General features: G+C 56.5%; 22 protein-coding genes, 1 other RNA gene and 1 riboswitch. Of the genes, 18 read left to right on the forward strand and 5 right to left on the reverse strand.

Features of this window, described 5'->3' with window-relative positions:
* Positions 1–2 precede the first annotated feature (2 nt).
* Together AC5EFR_RS14840 and cobJ are read left to right on the forward strand one after the other, a co-directional pair.
* Positions 3–719 carry a precorrin-2 C(20)-methyltransferase gene (locus tag AC5EFR_RS14840; RefSeq protein ID WP_493576569.1) on the forward strand — a complete coding sequence of 239 codons (717 nt, stop codon included), beginning with the start codon at positions 3–5 and terminating at the stop codon, positions 717–719.
* Positions 716–1,453 (forward strand): precorrin-3B C(17)-methyltransferase, encoded by a 738-nt coding sequence (gene cobJ / locus AC5EFR_RS14845; RefSeq protein WP_493576570.1) that lies wholly within the window; start codon positions 716–718, stop codon positions 1,451–1,453. The genes AC5EFR_RS14840 and cobJ overlap by 4 nt, the downstream gene beginning before the upstream one ends.
* Here cobJ and AC5EFR_RS14850 read toward each other — a convergent pair.
* Complete coding sequence (locus AC5EFR_RS14850; protein WP_493576571.1) at positions 1,429–2,178, reverse strand: cobalt-precorrin-6A reductase; 750 nt, start codon at positions 2,176–2,178, stop codon at positions 1,429–1,431. The two genes, cobJ and AC5EFR_RS14850, sit on opposite strands and share 25 nt — an antisense overlap.
* Here AC5EFR_RS14850 and cbiE point away from each other — a divergent pair.
* The 16 genes from cbiE to AC5EFR_RS14930 all read left to right on the forward strand — a co-directional run bounded on the left by cbiE (position 2,177) and on the right by AC5EFR_RS14930 (position 14,645).
* Complete coding sequence (cbiE, locus tag AC5EFR_RS14855; protein WP_493576572.1) at positions 2,177–3,397, forward strand: precorrin-6y C5,15-methyltransferase (decarboxylating) subunit CbiE; 1,221 nt, start codon at positions 2,177–2,179, stop codon at positions 3,395–3,397. The two genes, AC5EFR_RS14850 and cbiE, sit on opposite strands and share 2 nt — an antisense overlap.
* Positions 3,394–3,756 carry a cobalamin biosynthesis protein gene (locus tag AC5EFR_RS14860; RefSeq protein WP_493576573.1) on the forward strand — a complete coding sequence of 121 codons (363 nt, stop codon included), beginning with the start codon at positions 3,394–3,396 and terminating at the stop codon, positions 3,754–3,756. The genes cbiE and AC5EFR_RS14860 overlap by 4 nt, the downstream gene beginning before the upstream one ends.
* A complete protein-coding gene (gene cobM, locus AC5EFR_RS14865; protein WP_493576574.1) occupies positions 3,753–4,538 on the forward strand; it encodes a precorrin-4 C(11)-methyltransferase in 786 nt (261 codons plus the stop codon). The genes AC5EFR_RS14860 and cobM overlap by 4 nt, the downstream gene beginning before the upstream one ends.
* Complete coding sequence (locus tag AC5EFR_RS14870; RefSeq protein WP_493576575.1) at positions 4,535–5,848, forward strand: cobyrinic acid a,c-diamide synthase CobB; 1,314 nt, start codon at positions 4,535–4,537, stop codon at positions 5,846–5,848. Before cobM ends, AC5EFR_RS14870 begins: the two co-directional genes overlap by 4 nt.
* Positions 5,845–6,570 (forward strand): uroporphyrinogen-III C-methyltransferase, encoded by a 726-nt coding sequence (gene cobA, locus AC5EFR_RS14875; RefSeq protein ID WP_493576576.1) that lies wholly within the window; start codon positions 5,845–5,847, stop codon positions 6,568–6,570. Before AC5EFR_RS14870 ends, cobA begins: the two co-directional genes overlap by 4 nt.
* 19 nt (positions 6,571–6,589) lie before the next feature.
* Positions 6,590–6,802, forward strand: a riboswitch (cobalamin riboswitch).
* A 79-nt stretch (positions 6,803–6,881) separates the two neighbouring features.
* Positions 6,882–7,550, forward strand: coding sequence for an energy-coupling factor ABC transporter permease (locus AC5EFR_RS14880; RefSeq protein WP_493576577.1), 669 nt, complete (start codon positions 6,882–6,884; stop codon positions 7,548–7,550).
* Positions 7,551–7,620: 70 nt separating this feature from the next.
* Positions 7,621–8,379, forward strand: coding sequence for a precorrin-6A synthase (deacetylating) (gene cobF, locus AC5EFR_RS14885; RefSeq protein WP_493576578.1), 759 nt, complete (start codon positions 7,621–7,623; stop codon positions 8,377–8,379).
* 97 nt (positions 8,380–8,476) lie between these two features.
* Positions 8,477–8,851: a transfer-messenger RNA gene (gene ssrA / locus AC5EFR_RS14890) on the forward strand.
* Positions 8,852–8,955: 104 nt separating this feature from the next.
* Complete coding sequence (locus AC5EFR_RS14895) at positions 8,956–9,399, forward strand: nuclear transport factor 2 family protein (RefSeq protein ID WP_493576579.1); 444 nt, start codon at positions 8,956–8,958, stop codon at positions 9,397–9,399.
* Between the two features lie 56 nt (positions 9,400–9,455).
* On the forward strand, positions 9,456–10,706 hold the full coding sequence (gene chrA / locus AC5EFR_RS14900; RefSeq protein WP_493576580.1) for a chromate efflux transporter: 1,251 nt from the start codon (positions 9,456–9,458) through the stop codon (positions 10,704–10,706).
* A 66-nt stretch (positions 10,707–10,772) separates the two neighbouring features.
* A complete protein-coding gene (locus tag AC5EFR_RS14905; RefSeq protein WP_493576581.1) occupies positions 10,773–11,237 on the forward strand; it encodes an SspB family protein in 465 nt (154 codons plus the stop codon).
* A gap of 164 nt (positions 11,238–11,401) precedes the next feature.
* The gene (locus AC5EFR_RS14910) at positions 11,402–11,971 is read left to right on the forward strand and encodes a class I SAM-dependent methyltransferase (protein WP_493576582.1); all 570 of its coding nucleotides are present in this window, start codon (positions 11,402–11,404) and stop codon (positions 11,969–11,971) included.
* A gap of 97 nt (positions 11,972–12,068) precedes the next feature.
* Positions 12,069–13,463: a class II fumarate hydratase gene (fumC, locus tag AC5EFR_RS14915; protein WP_493576583.1), complete on the forward strand. Its 1,395-nt coding sequence runs from the start codon at positions 12,069–12,071 to the stop codon at positions 13,461–13,463.
* Between the two features lie 150 nt (positions 13,464–13,613).
* Positions 13,614–14,210, forward strand: coding sequence for a protein-methionine-sulfoxide reductase heme-binding subunit MsrQ (locus tag AC5EFR_RS14920; protein ID WP_493576584.1), 597 nt, complete (start codon positions 13,614–13,616; stop codon positions 14,208–14,210).
* Positions 14,211–14,247: 37 nt separating this feature from the next.
* Positions 14,248–14,421, forward strand: coding sequence for a DUF4169 family protein (locus AC5EFR_RS14925; protein ID WP_493576585.1), 174 nt, complete (start codon positions 14,248–14,250; stop codon positions 14,419–14,421).
* Positions 14,418–14,645 carry a ribbon-helix-helix domain-containing protein gene (locus AC5EFR_RS14930; RefSeq protein WP_493576586.1) on the forward strand — a complete coding sequence of 76 codons (228 nt, stop codon included), beginning with the start codon at positions 14,418–14,420 and terminating at the stop codon, positions 14,643–14,645. Before AC5EFR_RS14925 ends, AC5EFR_RS14930 begins: the two co-directional genes overlap by 4 nt.
* A 16-nt stretch (positions 14,646–14,661) precedes the next feature.
* Here AC5EFR_RS14930 and AC5EFR_RS14935 read toward each other — a convergent pair whose 3' ends face one another.
* The 4 genes from AC5EFR_RS14935 to AC5EFR_RS14950 all read right to left on the reverse strand — a co-directional run bounded on the left by AC5EFR_RS14935 (position 14,662) and on the right by AC5EFR_RS14950 (position 19,018).
* Positions 14,662–15,723, reverse strand: coding sequence for an ABC transporter ATP-binding protein (locus tag AC5EFR_RS14935; RefSeq protein ID WP_493576587.1), 1,062 nt, complete (start codon positions 15,721–15,723; stop codon positions 14,662–14,664).
* A gap of 82 nt (positions 15,724–15,805) precedes the next feature.
* Complete coding sequence (locus AC5EFR_RS14940; RefSeq protein ID WP_493576588.1) at positions 15,806–17,176, reverse strand: SLC5/6 family protein; 1,371 nt, start codon at positions 17,174–17,176, stop codon at positions 15,806–15,808.
* 91 nt (positions 17,177–17,267) lie between these two features.
* On the reverse strand, positions 17,268–17,807 hold the full coding sequence (locus tag AC5EFR_RS14945; protein WP_493576589.1) for an RSP_2648 family PIN domain-containing protein: 540 nt from the start codon (positions 17,805–17,807) through the stop codon (positions 17,268–17,270).
* Complete coding sequence (locus AC5EFR_RS14950; RefSeq protein WP_493576590.1) at positions 17,804–19,018, reverse strand: RSP_2647 family RNA methyltransferase; 1,215 nt, start codon at positions 19,016–19,018, stop codon at positions 17,804–17,806. Before AC5EFR_RS14950 ends, AC5EFR_RS14945 begins: the two co-directional genes overlap by 4 nt.
* Between the last annotated feature and the right edge of the window lie 16 nt (positions 19,019–19,034).

Consider the following 19,034-nt stretch of genomic DNA (forward strand, 5'->3'; position numbering starts at 1 on the left):
GCATGGGCAAAGTGATTTGTGTTGGGCTTGGCCCCGGCGATCCTGATCTTATGAGTGTCCGCGCCGATCGTTTGATCCGCAATGCCGGCCATGTCGCGTACTTTCGCAAGATTGGACGCACAGGCCAGGCGCGCAAAATTGTGAACGGCATGATCAATGACACGGCCATTGAATACCCGATGGAATATCCGGTCACGACCGAGATCCATTTCAGCGATCCAGAATACAACCGATTGCTGTCTGAGTTCTATGATGATTGGGCAGATCGGTTGGAAGGTTTGTCTAAAGATCAGGACGTTATCGTCTTGTGTGAAGGTGATCCATTCTTTTATGGGTCCTTCATGCACCTACATTCCCGTCTTCAGGGCCGCGCCGAAGTTGACGTCGTGCCCGGTATTACCGGCATGTCCGGCTGTTGGACGGCCACCGGCACGCCGATCACTTGGGGCGACGATGTCTTAACCGTTTTAATGGCAACTTTGCCCGAGGACGAACTAACCAGACGGGCCGCCGATACGGACGCATTGGCGGTTATGAAAATCGGGCGCAATTTGCCCAAACTCAAACGCGCACTCAAGGCCGCGGGACGGCTTGAAGATGCATGGTTGATCGAACGCGGAACCATGCCAGGGCAGCGCATTCAACGCTTGACCGAAGCCGAAGGTGATTGGCCCTATTTCACCATCGCCGTCGTACACGGCCAGGGGCGCCGCCCGTGACCGGCTGGGTTCAGGTGGCTGGCCTTGGCCCCGGCGACGACGGTATGATCACCCAAGAAGTTCATAGCGCCATTTCCGAAGCAACTGATATCGTTGGGTATATCCCCTATGTCCGCCGAATTGCGCCGCGCGAAGGCCTTACTTTGCATGAAACCGACAATCGGGTTGAGTTGGATCGCGCCAAACATGCGCTTGACATGGCGGCTAAAGGCAAACGCGTGGTTGTCGTGTCTTCCGGTGATCCCGGTGTGTTTGCCATGGCTTCTGCCTTGTTTGAGGCGCTTGAATCCGGGGCACCAGACTGGCTCGATTTAGATATTCGTATCCTGCCCGGTATCACGGCGATGCTTGCGGCGGCGGCGCGTCTTGGAGCCCCTTTGGGGCATGATTTTTGCGCCATTAACCTGTCGGACAATCTCAAACCATGGGACCTGATTGAAAAACGGATACGCTTGGCGGCGCAGGCTGGTTTTGCGATGGCGTTTTACAACCCAAGATCGAAATCTCGCCCGCATCAATTTGGTCGCGCACTTGAGATATTACGAGAAGAATGCGGGGGCAAAACACTGATTTCATTTGCAAAAGACGTCACCAAACCCTCGCAATCTTTGACAACTGTAACACTAGACGACGCTCTGCCTGAAATGGCGGATATGCGGACCGTTGTCATAGTCGGCAACCAAGACACCCGGCAAGTTGGACGGTTTGTCTATACGCCAAGGTCTGCGGAATGACCCAACCAGTTCAAAACCTGATCCAAATCGCCCAAAATCATGCGCGAAGGGACTTTTGGTCGGTCTATCATGATCACCTCAATTCCCAGTTCTCGCGCCACATCAAGTTTTGCACGCGCGCCGGCACCACCGGCGTTTTTGGAGACAATGATTTGCGTTTTATGTTGCGAAAGCAGCGCCTTATCGGACGACGCTGTGAACGGTCCGCGGTCAACAACGACGTCATAGTTTGGCAAAGGCAAATCGGTGGTCGGCGCATCCACCAACCGCAACAAATATCGATGTTGGGGCGCTACGGAAAAGGCCGACAAGTTCTGTTTCCCAATCGCCAAAAACACCCGGCTCGCCGCTTTGGGCAAGGCCGCGACAGCACCGGAAATGTCAGCAACATCGGTCCAACGATCCCCTATTCCGGCCTTCCAAGGGGCACGTTCAAATCCGCGCAATTCGACACCGACCTTATGACAAGCGGCAACCGTATTGGTGCTCATTTGAGCGGCAAAAGGATGTGTGGCGTCGACAACTTTTGTGATGCTCTCGCGTTTCAAAAACGCTACCAAACCATCTACGCCACCAAACCCACCAATACGTGTTGGCAAGGGCTGCGCGACTGGAGACCGGGTGCGCCCCGCATAGGAAAACACCGCATCAGCCCCACGATCGGCCAAAGCTTTGGCCAGCGCGCTGGCTTCGGTGGTGCCGCCGAGCACAAGGATGCGTGTCATGTCTAAGCTCGGTCCTTTGCCATGGTTAACCATCATCGGTATCGGCGAAGATGGACTAAACGGCCTATCACGCGCAAGCCGAACCGCCATCGAAGAGGCGGAATTTGTATTTGGCGGGGCGCGCCATTTGAAATTGGCGGAGTGTGAGGACAAAGGTCGGGCGTGGAGCGTTCCGTTTTCCATCACCCCGGTGCTCGACTGCAAAGACCACAAAACCGTGATGCTCGTATCCGGCGACCCGTTTTGGTACGGGGCTGGGGCGACAATTGGCGATTGTTTGACACCGGCCGAATGGGTCACGCATCCGTCGCCCTCGACTTTTTCGATGATTGCGGCCCGGCTTGGCTGGCGCATTGAAGAAACGAATTGCATCGGCTTACATGCCGCCCCTTTTGAACGCCTCGTTGCTGAATTGGTCAATGGACAAAGCTTTATATGCACCTTGCGGGACGGAACATCGCCTGAAAAACTGGCGCATTGGTTAACGGATCAGGGGTTCGGGGACAGCGAGGTAGAGGTTTTCGAATGCCTTGGTGGCCCAAATGAAAGGCATCAAACCTGTCGCGCTGACAAATTTGAATTGGATAAAATCATTGCCCCTGTCGCTGTTGCTTTTGACGCCAAATCAAGGACCAACGCGGGCCTTTCTCATGCGCCCGGACGGCCGGAGACCTGTTTTGCCAATGATGGGCAAATCACCAAAGCGCCCGTTAGGGCCATGACCATCGCGGCGTTGCAACCGCGCCCTTTTGATCTTCTCTGGGATCTTGGTGCTGGGTCTGGATCTGTGTCAATCGAATACCTGCTGGCGGCGCCAAAAACGCGCGCTGTCTGTGTTGAGACCCGCGAAGATCGCGTCAAAAACATCGCTGACAACGCGCGACGCTTTGGGTTGGATCACCGTATGACCCCTGTTCATGCGGACCTCATGGATCACATCGACACCCTGCGTTTTAGCAACACCCAAGCACCGGACGTCATCTTTATTGGCGGTGGGGCCAATGACGCGGTTCTTATCGCGATTTTTGAACATTGCGCGCCGGGAACCCGGTTGGTGGTCAACTCGGTCACCTTGGAAACCGAAAGCCTGTTGACCCAATGGCATGCCACCAAGGGGGGGCATTTGGTCAAACTGGAATTGTCAGAAGCGACTCCGTTGGGCCGGATGCGTGGCTGGGATCGCGCCCGCCCCGTTGTTCAATGGAACGTCACCCTATGAAGGTCGTTGGTGTCGGATACCGGTCCGGAGCGGACATGTCGGCTCTGAAGGACGCCGTAGACACGGTTGGAACTGGCGCAGAGGCTATTGCCGTTTCGGATCACAAAACCGATTTGGCAGCAGTTACCGACCTCGCCACCACACTCAAAATCCCCCTGATCACCGTCTCTCAGGTCGATCTGGAAAAACAAATCACCCTGACCCAATCCCCCCGCCAACAAGAGCGTTTCGGCGTTGGGTCTTTGGCCGAGGCGGTTGCCCTTGCTGCGGCTGGGCCAAACGCGCGCCTGCTTGGGCCTCGGGCCATATCATCTTGCGGCATGGCAACGGCCGCATTTGCAGAAGGACACACCCCATGACCGTCCATTTTATCGGAGCCGGCCCCGGGGCCGCCGATTTGATCACCCTGCGCGGACGCGACCTCATCGCGTCTTGCCCGGTTTGCCTTTACGCGGGCTCTTTGGTGCCCGAGGCCTTGCTTCAGCATTGTCCGGATGGCGCGCGGATCGTGAACACTGCGCCGCTGTCGTTAGACGACATCATCGCCGAAATCAAAGCCGCCCATGAGGCTGGTCAAGACGTGGCGCGCCTGCATTCTGGTGACTTGTCGGTCTGGTCAGCCCTTGGAGAGCAAACCCGCCGCTTGCGTGATTTGGGCATCCCCTATGATGTGACACCGGGTGTTCCGGCCTTTGCGGCGGCTTCGGCGGCTTTGGGGGCGGAATTCACCCTGCCCGGCGTTGCCCAATCCTTGGTTTTGACCCGCACATCGGGACGCGCCTCTTCGATGCCGGAAAACGAAACGCTGGAAAACTTTGCCAAAACCGGCGCGACTTTGGCGATCCACCTCTCGGTTCATGTGCTTGAAGACGTGATTGCCCGACTGACCCCTCACTATGGCGCTGATTGTCCGGTCGCGGTTGTCTGGCGTGCAACCTGGCCTGATCAACGCATTGTGCGCGCCACGCTCGACACTTTGGAAGAGGCCACAGGGGGCGAGCGCGGGCGCACTGCCTTGATCATGGTTGGTCGGGCCATTGGGGCCGAAGAGTTTGACGAAAGTTGCCTTTATGCCGGGGATTACGATCGCCGTTATCGCCCGGTTGGCACCAACCCACGTTTCCCGGAGGGGCAAGAATGAACACGCCCGGTCTCGTCATATCCGCACCGGCCTCTGGCACCGGCAAAACCACTCTGATGTTGGGGCTTTTGCGCGCCTTTGCCCAACAGGGCAAAACCGTTCAACCGTTCAAAAGTGGCCCAGATTATATTGACCCGGCGTTTCACCGGGCCGCCTCTGGCCGGGCTTCGGTGAACCTTGATAGCTGGGCCATGTCGCGCGGCATGATTGCTTCGCAAATCTCGGCCGCCGCAAATGCCGATTTGGTTTTGGCCGAAGGGTCCATGGGCCTGTTTGATGGCGTCGCGGTAACCGGTGAAACCGGAAATGGGGCCAGCGCCGATATTTCCGAACTGACCGGTTGGCCGGTGGTTTTGGTCATCGACGTGTCCGGTCAGGCGCAATCCGCCGCCGCCGTCGCCAAAGGTTTTGCCAGCTACAACCCCAATGTCAAACTGGCCGGTGTTGTGTTGAACCGCGTGGCCTCGCCGCGCCACGAGGCGCTTACCCGCGTCGGAATGGAAGCGATGGGCATCGAAGTTTTGGGGGCTTTGCCTCGGGTCAAATCGATTGAAATGCCCGAACGCCATTTGGGACTTGTCCAAGCTCAGGAACAGGCCGGTTTGGACGCAATCCTAGATGATGCTGCCAAGTTCGTGTCCGAACATGTGGATATGGACCGGGTTCTTGCCGCCGCACAACCATGCAAGCCAATCACCGGCCCTGCCCCGCGCCTAACCCCGCCGGGTCAGCGCATTGCCTTGGCGCAGGATGACGCATTTTCCTTTGTCTATCCGCATCTTGTTGCGGCGTGGCGCGCGGCTGGGGCCGAAATCCTACCGTTTTCCCCGCTGGCCGACCAAGCCCCCGACGACAGCGCCGATATTTGTTGGCTTCCCGGTGGTTACCCGGAATTGCACGCCGGGAAAATCGCCGCCGCCCAAAACTTTCGCGCCGGGCTTCAAGCCTTTGCCATGACCCGCCCGGTTCATGGGGAATGTGGGGGCTATATGGCCATGGGCGAGGCTTTGATCGACAAAGACGGCACGCGCCACCAAATGGCCGGTCTTTTGGGGCTGGTGACATCATATGCCAAACGCAAAATGCACCTTGGCTATCGTCAGGCCGAGTTAACCCACCCCCTGCCCGGTTTTGCCCCCCAGAGCCAATTGCGTGGGCACGAGTTCCATTATTCCACTATTTTGGAACAGCCCGACACGCCTTTGGCTTGCGTACGTGATGCAAACGGCGCAGAAGTCCCCGAAACAGGATCGGTGCGCGGTTTCGCCAGCGGCACCTTCTTTCACCTGATTACGGAGGCCACCTCATGAGCGGTTTCGTCAGTTTTGTCTCCTCGGGTCCCGGTGATCCAGAGCTTTTGACCGTCAAGGCGGTGAACCGGCTTCAAAACGCCGATGCGGTCTTGTTTGATGATCTTAGCTCGGGTCCAATTTTGGCCCATGCGCGTGAGGGGGCGGATATGGTTGGCGTCGGCAAACGCGCCGGCCGCCCGTCGCCAAAACAGGAACACGTCAGCAAGCTTTTGGTTGAATACGCCAAGGCCGGTGGCCGTGTGGTGCGTTTAAAATCCGGCGACGCCGGTGTTTTTGGACGCCTCGAAGAAGAGCTTATTGCGCTTCGTGAGGCGGGAATTGAGTACGAAATCATCCCCGGTGTGACATCGGCCAATGCTGCCGCTGCCGCGGCAGGTATTCCGTTGACACGCCGCTTGACTGCCCGCCGGGTTCAGTTTGTCACCGGTCATGACGTCACCGGCGCCCTGCCCGAAGATCTCAACATGGCGGCTTTGGCCGACGACACTGTAACCACCGTGGTTTATATGGGGCGTCGCACATTTGCGAAAATGGCCGATATGTTGATGGCCTCCGGATTGCCCGGTGACACCCGCGCCATGTTGGCCGAAGCGGTGTCGACCCCTGACCAGAAAATCAGCTTTCATACGGTCGAAGAATTGGCCCGTGATTTGGTTGGTCATCCAAGCCCCTCGCCCGCGCTCATTCTTTATGGACCGCTAGCGCAACCAGATGGTTGACAAGAATCTGACACTCGTGACAAGCCTTTAAAACGACGGTTCCTCAACGGCAAAGCCAAGAGGATGAAAAGGGAACACGGTGAGGTGTAGCCATCAGGCGCCAAGACCGCGACTGCCCCCGCAACTGTGAGCGGAGAGCTTGCCCGGACAATGCCACTGCCCCAACGGGTGGGAAGGCCCGGACAAGCAAAGACCCGCAAGTCAGGAGACCTGCCGCCGGGGGTGCCACAGGCACCCCAATTTGAAGCTCTGGGCCAAACTGGCCCTCTTAAACAAATCGCCGTCGGGTTGGACGGTTGGGAGACAGTAATATGCACGTAGAACCAGGAATCGTAGACGCCGCCAAGATCGGCCTAAGCTATGCAACCGCCGCGGGCGCGGGCGGTATTGCCACCAAAATGGCCATCGACACAGTTCGTGACTCTGGCGTTTCAAAAATGGTGACTCGGACGGTTTTGGCCTCAGCCGCAACCTTCACATTCTTTCAAGTGTTGCCGCATTTTCCGGTTGGGATCTCCGAGGTTCACTTTATCCTTGGATCGACACTATTTTTGATGCTGGGCGCGGCCCCCGCGGCCTTTGGTCTTGCTCTGGGTCTGCTGCTTCAAGGGCTGATGTTCGCCCCGACCGATCTGCCGATGTATTTCGTCAACGTCACCACTCTGCTGGTGCCACTAATCGCTATGGCGGCCCTTGCCAAACGCATCATCACACCGGGCACCGCCTATGTTGACCTAAGCTACAAACAGACCCTTGCGCTTTCGACCGCCTTTCAGGCTGGCGTTGTCGCTTGGGTCGCCTTCTGGGCGTTTTACGGTCAAGGCTTTGGTGCCATGTCGTCGGTCATGTCCTTTGGCGCAGCTTACATGATGGTTATCCTGATCGAGCCTCTGATTGATCTGGCCTGCCTTGCCGGAGCCAAGTCGATCCGCGACATCAAAGCATCGGGCCTTCTCACCTCACGCGTTTACAACGCCTGATCTGGGATTTATCCGAGCCTTACGCGGCCCCCAATTTTGCGGGGCCGTGTTTCGTTTAAGAGGCTGACACATGATTGAATTGCTTCTGGTTGGCGTTGGCGCTGGCAATCCAAAACACCTCACCCTCGAAGCGATCGAGGCGCTCAACAGTGCCGACGTGATCCTCATCCCGCGCAAAGGGCCGGGCAAAGACGATCTTGCTGGGTTGCGCCGCGCCATTTGTCGCGATGCGTTACACAATGGTGGTCCGCATCAGCACGAATTTGACTTGCCCGTCCGTGATCCGAAGACACCCGATTACATACAACGCGTCAATGACTGGCATGATGCCATCGCCGCGGCTTGGATCGATGCCATCAGATCACAAATCGGCGTCTCCGGGCGCGTCGCCTTTTTGGTCTGGGGCGATCCGTCCCTCTATGATAGCACCCTGCGTATCGCAGAGCGGGTTCAAACAAAATTGCCCCTGTCCTTGACCGTCATTCCCGGCATTACCTCGGTTCAGGCCCTGACCGCTGGACATGCCATCCCGCTCAATACGCTTGGCGCGCCGGTCACGATCACCACAGGTCGTCAGTTGCGTAAACATGGCTGGCCCGACAACACCGAAACCTTGGTTGTTATGCTCGATGCCGGGGGGGCCTTTGAAACCCTCCCGCCCGAAGACTTTGATATCTGGTGGAGCGCCTTTGCCGGTATGCCCGAAGAGGTTCGCATCGCCGGACCCCTCATTTCCGTGGCCAATGACATTCTAGAAACCCGGTCCAAAGCCCGCGCCGATCACGGCTGGATCATGGATGTTTACCTATTAAGAAGGCGAACCGCCTAGCTCTGCGGGTTCGCTTCTTCTTTCCACAAATACCCTGGCGTGACTTGGCCCTAGGCCAAGAGGAGGCAACGCCCCCTTTTTCCTAAATTCTCAATACCCCCTTTAAATCCCTCAAAACACCGCCTATATTCAAAGCGTTCCCTCGGGAACTATGGACATAAACGCGCTCGTAATAAGCGGATCGGACCCGGGGGCGGTACCCGGCGTCTCCACCAAATCATTCTGGGGTGATCCTTCATTTGGGGATTTCAATCAGAACTGGGGGGACGAAATAGGATCGACGAACGTCTAAAGGGGTTAGCTTTGTTTCGGCTGTCTGCCACCGTTATCGGCGAAAACTGTACAATTGCAAATGACAATCGTGCTCCGGTAGCCCTCGCAGCGTAAGCTGTTCGGAAAACCGAAAATTAAGCCCTTGCGCCTAGCCGCGTAAGGCGGGGTTCGCAGGTACCTGGCAACAGAAACCTGCACTTCCCTCCTCCTGATATGCCCCTAGCACGCTTTTGACGTGGTTGCCTTTTGGGTCTCACCTCCTGGCTTCAATCACAATTAACCTGATTGATTTAGACACAAGCCATGAGCTACGCCCCTGAACAAACACCCAATATTATCGACGATGTCATGCGTGATGTCTGGATTCGCGAAGACCTCGATGCGATCGACATCTACTTTCATCCCGATGCCAAATTTCATGGCCGCATTCGCGATACCATTCTTAATCGTGACGAGTTTCGCGATTGGGTGGCCCAATTTCAATCCATGGCCTCGATCACATCGTTCAAACGTGTTTTTACGGTCGAGGGTGCCAATGGGCGGTTTGGTCATGTGATTGAAGGCGCTCTTTCCTCGCACACCTCTGGGAAAACCGGCTTGCTGATGGGGATGTTTTTTGACCGCGTTCAGAACGGTGTCATTGTCGAATCCTATGCCAATGCCGACCTGATGAATTTCTTTGAAACAACCGGCGCGGTTCCCGAAAACGCCATGTTACTAATGTTGGCTGGTGCGACTCTGACCTAGCCCCAACGCCTCTTTTTTCTGTTGCGCCTTTTGCCTTGTCCTGTCACCTCTCGGCCATGACACAGGCCCCTTCGACAACTGACCTTCTCTGCGTTTTTGGCAAAATCGGCGTGACGTCCTTTGGCGGACCGGCGGCGCAAATTGCATTGATGCATCGCAGTCTGGTTGAGGAGCGTGACTGGCTTAGCGAAGAGCAGTTTTTGCGCGCCTTGAGTTTCTGTATGATGCTTCCGGGACCAGAGGCGATGCAGCTGGCCACTTATGCCGGGTGGCGGCTGCGCGGCATATCCGGCGGCGTCATCGGCGGGTTGTTGTTTGTGCTGCCCGGTGCACTGGTCGTCGCGATTCTTGCTCTCCTTTATGCAAATTTTGGCAGCCAGCCACAGACAGCGGCGCTTATGCTTGGGGTAAAGGCCTGCGTTGTTGTCATCGTCGCCCAGGCTCTGATGCGCCTATCTCAAAAAGCTCTGAAAACACCGACGTCTTTGATCCTCGCTGGCCTGTCCTTTCTTGCGATCTTTGCCTTCGGCATCCCCTTTCCAATCTTGATCGGCATGGCGGCGCTTTGGGGCGCTTGGCAAACAAAAGCCACTGCCCAGATAGAACCACAACCTGTTCAAAACACCTCTCCACGGGTATTGATGGCGTGGGCCGCGCTTTGGCTAGCCCCCTTGCCCATCCTCTGGGCAACCGGGCAAAACCTGCTGTTTTCCCTTGGCGTTTTCTTTGCAAAACTGGCGGTTGTTACCTTTGGCGGGGCCTATGCTGTGCTGGCCTATATGTCCCAAGAAGTGGTGCAAACGCGCGGCTGGCTTAGCACAACGGAAATGGTGGACGCGCTTGGGTTGGCCGAAACCACCCCCGGCCCCCTCATCCTAGTGACCCAGTTCGTGGGTATGTTGCCCGGCCATGCTCAGGGCGGCGTTGCATTGGCGGTTGCCGCTGGTGCTTTGACCCTATGGGTGACGTTCGTGCCCTGCTTTCTGTGGATTTTCGCCGGTGCCCCGCATGTGGAAAACCTTTTGGCCCGTCCACGGTTACACGCGGCGTTGCAAGCCATAACCGCTGCGGTTGTCGGGGTAATCCTCAACCTGTCGGTCTGGTTTGCCTTGCATGTTCTTTTTGGGCAAGTCGGACAAGTCTCCTTTGGTCCCCTCGCATTTCCTTGGCCCGATCTCACGACGCTTCAACTTGGGGTTTTGCCTTTGATCGCCCTTGCTGCTCTCTTGCTGGGGCCGCTCAAGCGAGATGTGTTAACCACATTAGCCCTCTGCGCCACAGCAAGTTGGATTTTGAGCCTGATCTGACCAAATCTGCCCTTTCGTTCCGCTCCGAATCCAATATGCTTATTTGCAACTAAGGAAAGCAAAGATATGTCCTCGGGTATCGACTACGGAAAACTGATGCATCATGCCATGCGCGGCCTGATTCAAACGGTTCTGGAAGACGTCAAACAAAACGGTCTTCCAGGGGAACATCATTTCTTTATCACGTTTGACACCGGTCATCCGGATGCGCGTTTGGCCGATTGGCTCAAGGAACGCTATCCCGAAGAAATGACCGTTGTGATGCAGCATCAATATGATGATCTTGAGGTCACGGATGAAGGGTTCTCAATCACCCTGTCCTTTGGGGACGCACCAGAGCCGCTCTATATCCCCTATGACTCGATCGAGACCTTTGTTGATCCATCGGTAGAATTTGGATTGCGGTTCGAATCTCAAGACACCGAAGATGACGACGGTCCTGAACCGCCGGAGGACACGCCAGATGGGGATGGCCCCGAGCCTGAACATAAGGACGCCGAGGTGGTCAGTTTGGATCGCTTCCGCAAATAAATGTGCATCCCTGCATATTGCTCTCAAATGGATGAAACAGTCGGCGCTATCGTGCTGGCTGTTTTTCTTTTTTGTGAAGTTTTGCCAATAGATGACCTTAGGTCTTGCCCAATCCCACTTGGCCGCTCATGTTTAGACAAGCGTAACCAAAGACAGGGTGTTTTATGTCGCTACAATCCGGGCTGCCGCTCTTTCTGGGTCAATTGATCCGCTCACCGCAAAAGATTTCGGCCATTGCGCCGTCTTCTGTGGCTTTGGCTCGGCGGATGGCGATGGAATTGCCTCAAGACCGCAGCGGGCCCGTTGTAGAACTGGGCGCTGGAACCGGAAAAATCACCCAAGCGCTTTTGGAGGGCGGTGTCGCGCCAAGTGACCTGCATGCCTTCGAGCTGAACCGCGAATTTGTCGACAATTTGCACACCTCGTTTCCAGATATCCATGTGCACCACAACAAAGCTCAGGACATGGGCCAATTGGGGCTGAACAATGTGCGTGCTGTGGTTTCTGGCCTGCCGTTTTTGTCGATGCCGGGAAGCGTTCAGATCGCGATTCTGCGTGCATCTTTTCGGGCAATGGGCCCCGATGGCGTATATATTCAGTTCACCTATGGGCCAAAATCGCCGGTGCAAGACCGCGTCGCCAAGGCGCTAGCGCTAACCTATACCAAGTCTGAGACAATTTGGGCCAATCTACCGCCCGCTCGTGTCTATTCCTTCCGCCGTAGCATGGTATAAGCCCCCCAAATCCGCCCCTGCGCGCATCTTGCCAGTTGCTCTAACCGGCTGAGATCGCTATGCGGCATGCAATAGTATACAACGCGAGGAGACTCCGATGGCTGACACCCGTACTGAAACCGACAGCTTTGGCCCATTGGAGGTTCCCTCCGACAAGTATTGGGGCGCACAGACACAGCGCTCGATCATGAACTTTCCCATTGGTTGGGAAAAGCAGCCCGTCGCTATCGTGCGCGCCTTGGGTGTGATCAAACAAGCCTGTGCCATGCAAAACAAAGCCACCGGCGCGATGGACGCAAAAATCGCCGATGCGGTGATTGCCGCCGCTGGCGAAGTATTTGAGGGCAAGTTCGACGACAACTTCCCATTGGTCGTCTGGCAAACCGGCTCCGGCACCCAGTCGAACATGAACTCCAACGAAGTGATCGCCAATCGAGCCATCGAAATGCTTGGCGGTGTGATCGGCTCCAAAGATCCGGTTCACCCTAACGATCACTGCAACATGGGTCAGTCGTCCAACGACACCTTCCCAACCGCAATGCACATCGCCACCGCCATGTCGGTGCGTGACGTCTTGGTGCCCGGCCTGACCAAATTGGCCGAGGGGCTTGAGGCCAAGGCCGAAGAGTTCAAGGACATCATCAAAATTGGCCGGACCCACACACAAGACGCGACGCCGCTGACATTGGGTCAGGAATTTTCCGGCTATGCGCATATGATCCGTCAGGGTCTGGCCCGCGTCGATGCCGCCCTTCCCGGCATCTATGAGCTGGCTCAAGGGGGCACCGCCGTTGGTACCGGCCTCAACACCGCACCCGGTTGGTCCGAAGCGGTTGCCGCCAATATGGCCGAGATCACCGGCCTGCCCTTTGTCACCGCCCCAAACAAATTCGAAGCCCTAAGCGCCCATGACGCCATGGTGTTTATGTCGGGTGCTTTGGCAACGGTTGCGGGATCGATGTACAAAATCGCCAATGACATCCGTTTCTTGGGCTCTGGTCCACGTTCCGGTCTGGGTGAACTGATCCTTCCTGAGAACGAGCCTGGCAGCTCGATCATGCCGGGAAAGGTCAACCCGACCCAAGCCGAAGCCATGACCCAAGTCGCCGCGCATGTCATGGGCAACAATGCCGCCATGACTTTTGCCGGGTCGCAGGGCCATTTTGAGCTTAACGTTTACAACCCGATGATGAGCTATAACCTGCTTCAGTCGATCCAGTTGCTGGGTGACGTCGCCGATAGCTTTACCGAACGGATGTTGAACGGCATCAAGGCCAATGAGCCCCGCATCGACAAGCTGATGAAAGAGAGCCTGATGCTGGTCACAGCTCTGGCGCCGACCATCGGTTACGACAACGCCACTAAAGTTGCCAAAACCGCGCATAAGAACGGCACGACCCTCAAGGAAGAGGCCATTGCACTTGGTTTTGTGGACGAAGAAACCTTTGATGCGGTTGTGCGCCCCGAGCAGATGATCGGCCCCAAGGCCTAGTGGAATTGGGGGCCAGCCCCCACACCCCCGGAGTTTATCTGGCAAGACAAAAAAGACGCCCGAGATTTTCTTGGGCGTTTTTCTTTTTTGTGCGACGGGAATGCCCGGCTGCTGCGTATTATGGATCTGACACACAAAAAGGATTGGGCGATGGCACGTTTTTCCCCCTATTGGATGTGGTTGGTTTTGGCCTTGCCTGCGTTTGGTATGGTGGCCGGATTGGCCGAAAGCACCAACCCAAGAATCTATCATATCCTGGTGCATCCGAGCGGCGAATTTGCCGCGAGATTCACCATTATCGCCATGCTGGCTAGCCCCTTGGCTTTGATCTTCAAAGGGTGGCGCGGGCCGATTTGGCTCAAGAAAAACCGACGCTACTTTGGGGTTGCTGCATTTTTCTATGCGATTGCACATACGGTTTTTTATCTGATCGACACGGCGACAATGACCAAGGTGATTGCTGAATTGCCACGGCTCTATATCTGGAGCGGTTGGGTGGCCTTTGCGATTTTCATACCGCTTGGCGTCACCTCGATGGATTACTTTGTCCGTGTGATGGGACCACGTTGGAAAACCTTGCAACGCTGGACATATGCCGCCGCCGCATTAACCCTGTTGCATTGGGCTTCGCTCCACAATTGGCGAGGGCTTACACCGGCTTTGGTCCATTTTGGCCCGCTGATCGTGCTTGATATCTACCGCATTTGGTACTGGTATCTGCGCCCTCGCCCCGCACGTACCGCTTAAGCTTGGCAAGGTTTACGGTCTTGGCTATGGTTTGATCATGGCTGAGATCGTAAACCTAAATCAATTCCGCAAACAAAAATCGCGTGACGCAAAACGCCAAGAGGCGGATGAAAACGCAACAAAGTTTGGCCGGACCAAAGCCCAAAGAAAGCTGGAAAAATCCAAACAGGATAAGGCCACGCGTGATTTGGATGGGCACGAACGCGAATGAGCGGGCGCCCCGAAAAACACTCTTTGACGCTTGCAGGACACCGGACATCAGTGTCTTTGGAGCCCGAATTTTGGCGTGAGTTCCGCAATATAGCCGCGCGTCGAAACCTACCGATCAATGCGCTTGCTGCCGAAATTGATGCCGCGCGTGACCCCAACGTGGGTCTTGCCTCATCCATCCGGGTTTTTATCTTGAACGAACTGTTAAACCCAGCCGCCAGTTAGTTAGGGCTGCGACACGTCACTTTGCCGGGAACACAAAGCAGCGGTCGCGACGCACCGTCAACCATAGTGGTGTGCCCGGCTTGGGCATGAACACATTGGGCACCGTCGCCTTGAGCATTTGCCCATCATGGTCCATGCGGAATTCAACAAGGCTTTCGGACCCCATAAACCGGGCACGTTCGACTATGCCGCGCGCCGGGGTGCCGGCCATTGCGGTTGGGTTTGGTCCTTTGCCATCGCGATCAAAGTCGATGCTGACGTGCTGGGGACGAAAAACAATCTCGACCTCAGAGCCGTCTGGCTGCCCCGGCGCTAGGAATTGCCCAAAGGGCGTATCGGTCAGCGACCCTTGAACTTTCCCATGTAACACGTTGACATCACTAAAGAACGCAACCGCCTCTCGATCAACGGGAGCGTTGTAAATGTTATAGGGGGCACCGCGTTGCACAATCTTGCCACCGCGCATCAAGGCGATTTCATCGGCCATGCGCATCGCCTCTTCTGGCTCATGTGTCACCAATAAAACCGACGTCCCTTCTTCCTTGAGAAGGTCCAGCGTTTCGTCTCGAATGCCATCACGCAGACGGTTATCGAGCCCCGAAAACGGCTCATCCATGAGCATGATACTCGGACGTGGGGCCAAGGCGCGGGCCAATGCAACGCGTTGTTGCTCGCCTCCTGAGAGGTGGTGGGGATAGGCGTCGATGAAATGTGCCAACCCGACACGATCCAACAAGGACAAGGCGCGCGCCTTTTTCTCGGCTGCGGCGGTGGTCAGGCCAAAGGCAACGTTTTCACCCACCGTCAAATGCGGGAAAAGCGCGAAATCCTGAAACATCAGACCAATCGAGCGACGCTCGGGCGGTACGCGGAACACCGTGTCACAGACCAATTGCCCATCAACATGGATTTCCCCACTGTCTTGCATATCGACACCGGCAATCATGCGCAGGGTTGTCGACTTGCCACAGCCCGATGGGCCCAAGAGACACATGACTTTGCCGGGTTCGATCGACAAGGACACATGATCAACAACCGGTTTGCCTTCGTAGATGCGCACCAGGTCGCGGATTTCCAATCGGGGATGGGTAGATTTGGTCAAGCCGGCCTCGCGTTAATTCCGATGTAAGTTCTCGGGATTAACGCGAGAGGTAACAGCCTTAATCGTCGGTCGCAACCCTGCGGCTGCCTGCAAAGACTGCGACAAAGCCCAGCACAAGCACAACAATACAGATGGCAAACAGCTGTTCGTATTTGTGACCTTCGGGCAGGATCATCATCATGGTTTCGCCACCGCGCGCGAAATAGGCATAGGCCCCAATCATTGCCCCCCCCCAAGCCACCATATAGGCCCAGAGGTCGATCTGACGGTTGAGGACCAGACCGACCACCAAAACCGGCGTCAGGAACATGCTGGCGGTCCCGGAAACGGCAACGGCGTCGAACAAGGTCTGGCTCCCCCACAGGGTTAGAGCCGTACCAGCAAGAGTGAATACGATCATCGCGGCACGGCCACCGTTTAAGCTCCGCGGGGCAAGGCGCAACTCTTCAACCACCAAGCGCGCAGCGGAACTTAGTGCGGAGTCCAAAGTCGAAAGAGCCGAGACCAACAGGGACACCATCAGCGCGGCAAAAACCCATGGGGGGAACATCCCCGCCCAAGTGCCAAGCAATTGCCCTTCGTAGTCAGCACCTTGCAGACTGGCTTGAATGCCAAAGAAGCCAAACCCAATGATGCAAAGCGCCGAAATCCAAAAGGCATGGAGAAAGGATGCGCGGGTTGTTTTCGGATCAGCCAAAAAGCCACGATCCATCATCACCGGATCATGCACCGGATAAGAAAACACCTGAAGCGCGGCGACAGCCATAAGAACCCAGCCCAAATAGCCGCCCGATTGGCCCGGAGCCGTTAGAACCGCCGAGAGCGAGAAGTCCGGGCTGGTGAGGAGAAAGCCAAAGGCGACGGCAAAGATGACGAGAAACAACGACATTTGCAAAACATCGGTCCGCAACGCCGCCGACAAACCACCCCACGCCGAATACCCCAAGGCCAAGGCCGCCACGACCAACACCGCCGTGGTGCCGGACCCATCGGACACCGCGTTGAAGATTAGGCTGACGACTATCAGGTTGGCAAAGACTTCGGACAACAAGCGCAACGCGATCACAAGGTTGTAGGCCAGTGTGCCGGTGGTTCCAAAACGTGCGCCCAACCAATCTTGTACGCTTGTGGCCCCGTTGGCGCGCAGATGGCCGACGACATAAGCCCCGGTTAGAAAGGAGCCGTAGTAGGCCGCATAGGCCAAGGTGCCTGCGATGCCATAGAAATACCCCAAGATCGCGGAATTCATCAGCGAACGGGCGAAAATCCATGTGGTGACTTGGCTTAACACCAGTGTCCAAAGGCCCGGTGCCTGACCACTGTCACCAGTGCCGCCGAAAAAGCCATCAACCGTGGCGCGGCGCGGGGCCACTAAGAGGCTTAAAACGAGAATGGCACCGAAAACGATAACCAAGGTAAGGGTTTGCATGATAGGTCTCCTGTCGCTTTCCTTGCGCTAACAGGAGAGACACCCATCGACCAGAGGCGTTACACCTGCCTTGCGCAAATGTGAGGAGATGTCAGGACAGCGCCTTGGCCAAACGTGGCAGGCGCGCCTTTTTGAGCAAAGCCCGCATTTGCCACTCTTCGCCAGAAAGACGGCGGGCTTCGGCAAGGACAGCGTCGCCTACATGCTGAAGTGCCTCTGGATTTGCTTGCCACAACCCTTGCAAAAACGCATCGGGATCAGAGCGGGCAAGCCCCTCTTCGGCCAAGATATTACGCGGAAAATCCTTGGCGTTCAGCGTGATGATCATATCCGCCGACCCTGAAATCGCCGCCGCCAAGACATGGGTGTCGTTTGGGTCAGGAAGGTAAAGTCGATCCTGAAGTGAGGGTTTCCACGTCACCTCGGCCTTGGGCCATTTGGCTCGCAAAAGCGCAATTTCGCCCCGCGCCTGCGCCTCGCCGTTCGGGCCAAGCTTGTTGGCGGCGCGCGCCCATTCTTCGAGAATTCGGGCGGACCATTTCGGAGTGAAAAGCCCCTGCCCGGCCGCGCCCAAAAGCATCTCGCGCATCACTGTTGGAAACAGAACGCAGGTATCAAGCAGGACCTTCACAGACGGAAGAACAGCGCCTTAAGGTACCCGCTTTCGGCCAGCTGCGGCAAAAGCGGGTGATCCGGCCCTGCCGTACCCGTATGCAACAATTGCGCCCGACGCCCGGCCCGGCCAATGCCCCGCAAACACGCGCCGGTAAAGCTATTGGTATCGGCCGCGTGCGAACAGGAACATAGCACCAAATAGCCGTCATCCTTGACCAAGCCCGCCGCCAAACGTGCCACGCGTTCATAGGCGCGCAGGCCTTTGTCCAATGTTGGCTTGGACGGTGCAAAGGCCGGTGGGTCACAGATAACAACGTCAAATTTGCGGCCCTCTTTGGCCATCTCGGACATGACGTCAAACGCATCCCCTTGGCGCGTGTCGAGCACCTTGCCCATCTTTTTGGCACCAGCTTCGGCAAGCTCAAGCGCCGCGGCTGATCCGTCAACGGCCACCGCCGTTTTCGCCCCATTGGCAAGCGCGGCCAAAGCAAAACCACCAACATGAGAAAACACGTCCAACACACTGGAATCGCCTGACAAACGTGCGGCGAACCCGTGGTTATCACGCTGATCAAAGAACAATCCAGTTTTCTGACCGCCGGTCAGATCGGCCATATAGGTGGCCCCATTCATGTCGACTGCAACCGGCGCATCCGGCGCTGATCCACGCAAGACGGTGCTGACGTCATCAAGACCTTCTAGCGCACGACCACGACCAGAGGCATTTTTGAGCACATTGGCCACGCCCGTCGCCGCCATAAGCGCATCGGCCATGTCTTCGATCAACATTTCGGCCCAAGCCGCGTTGGGTTGGATTACAGCCGTATCACCGAACCGGTCAATCACCACGCCGGGCATACCGTCACCTTCGGCATGGATCAGCCGATAAAAAGGTTTGTCATAAAGCCGGTCACGCATCGCAACGGCTTTGGTCAGCTTTTCAAAAAGCCAATCGCGATCAATATTTGCCAGAACATTGCGGTCCAACATCCGCGCCACGATCTTGGACGTCGGATTAACCGCAACAACACCAAGAGCTTGGCGCTCATTGTCTTCGAGAACGGCAATGGTGCCGGGGGCGATTTTACGCGTACGTCGGTCCATGACCAACTCATTGTCAAAAACCCAAGGCGCTCCGCGACGGATGGCACGGGCGTTCGCTTTGGGCAAAAGGCGCAAAACAGGGATGGAATCGGGGCGATCAGATGCGGAAACGGGGGCTGTCATGCCCCCGCCTTTAACT

This window comes from Pelagimonas sp., from assembly GCF_058892305.1.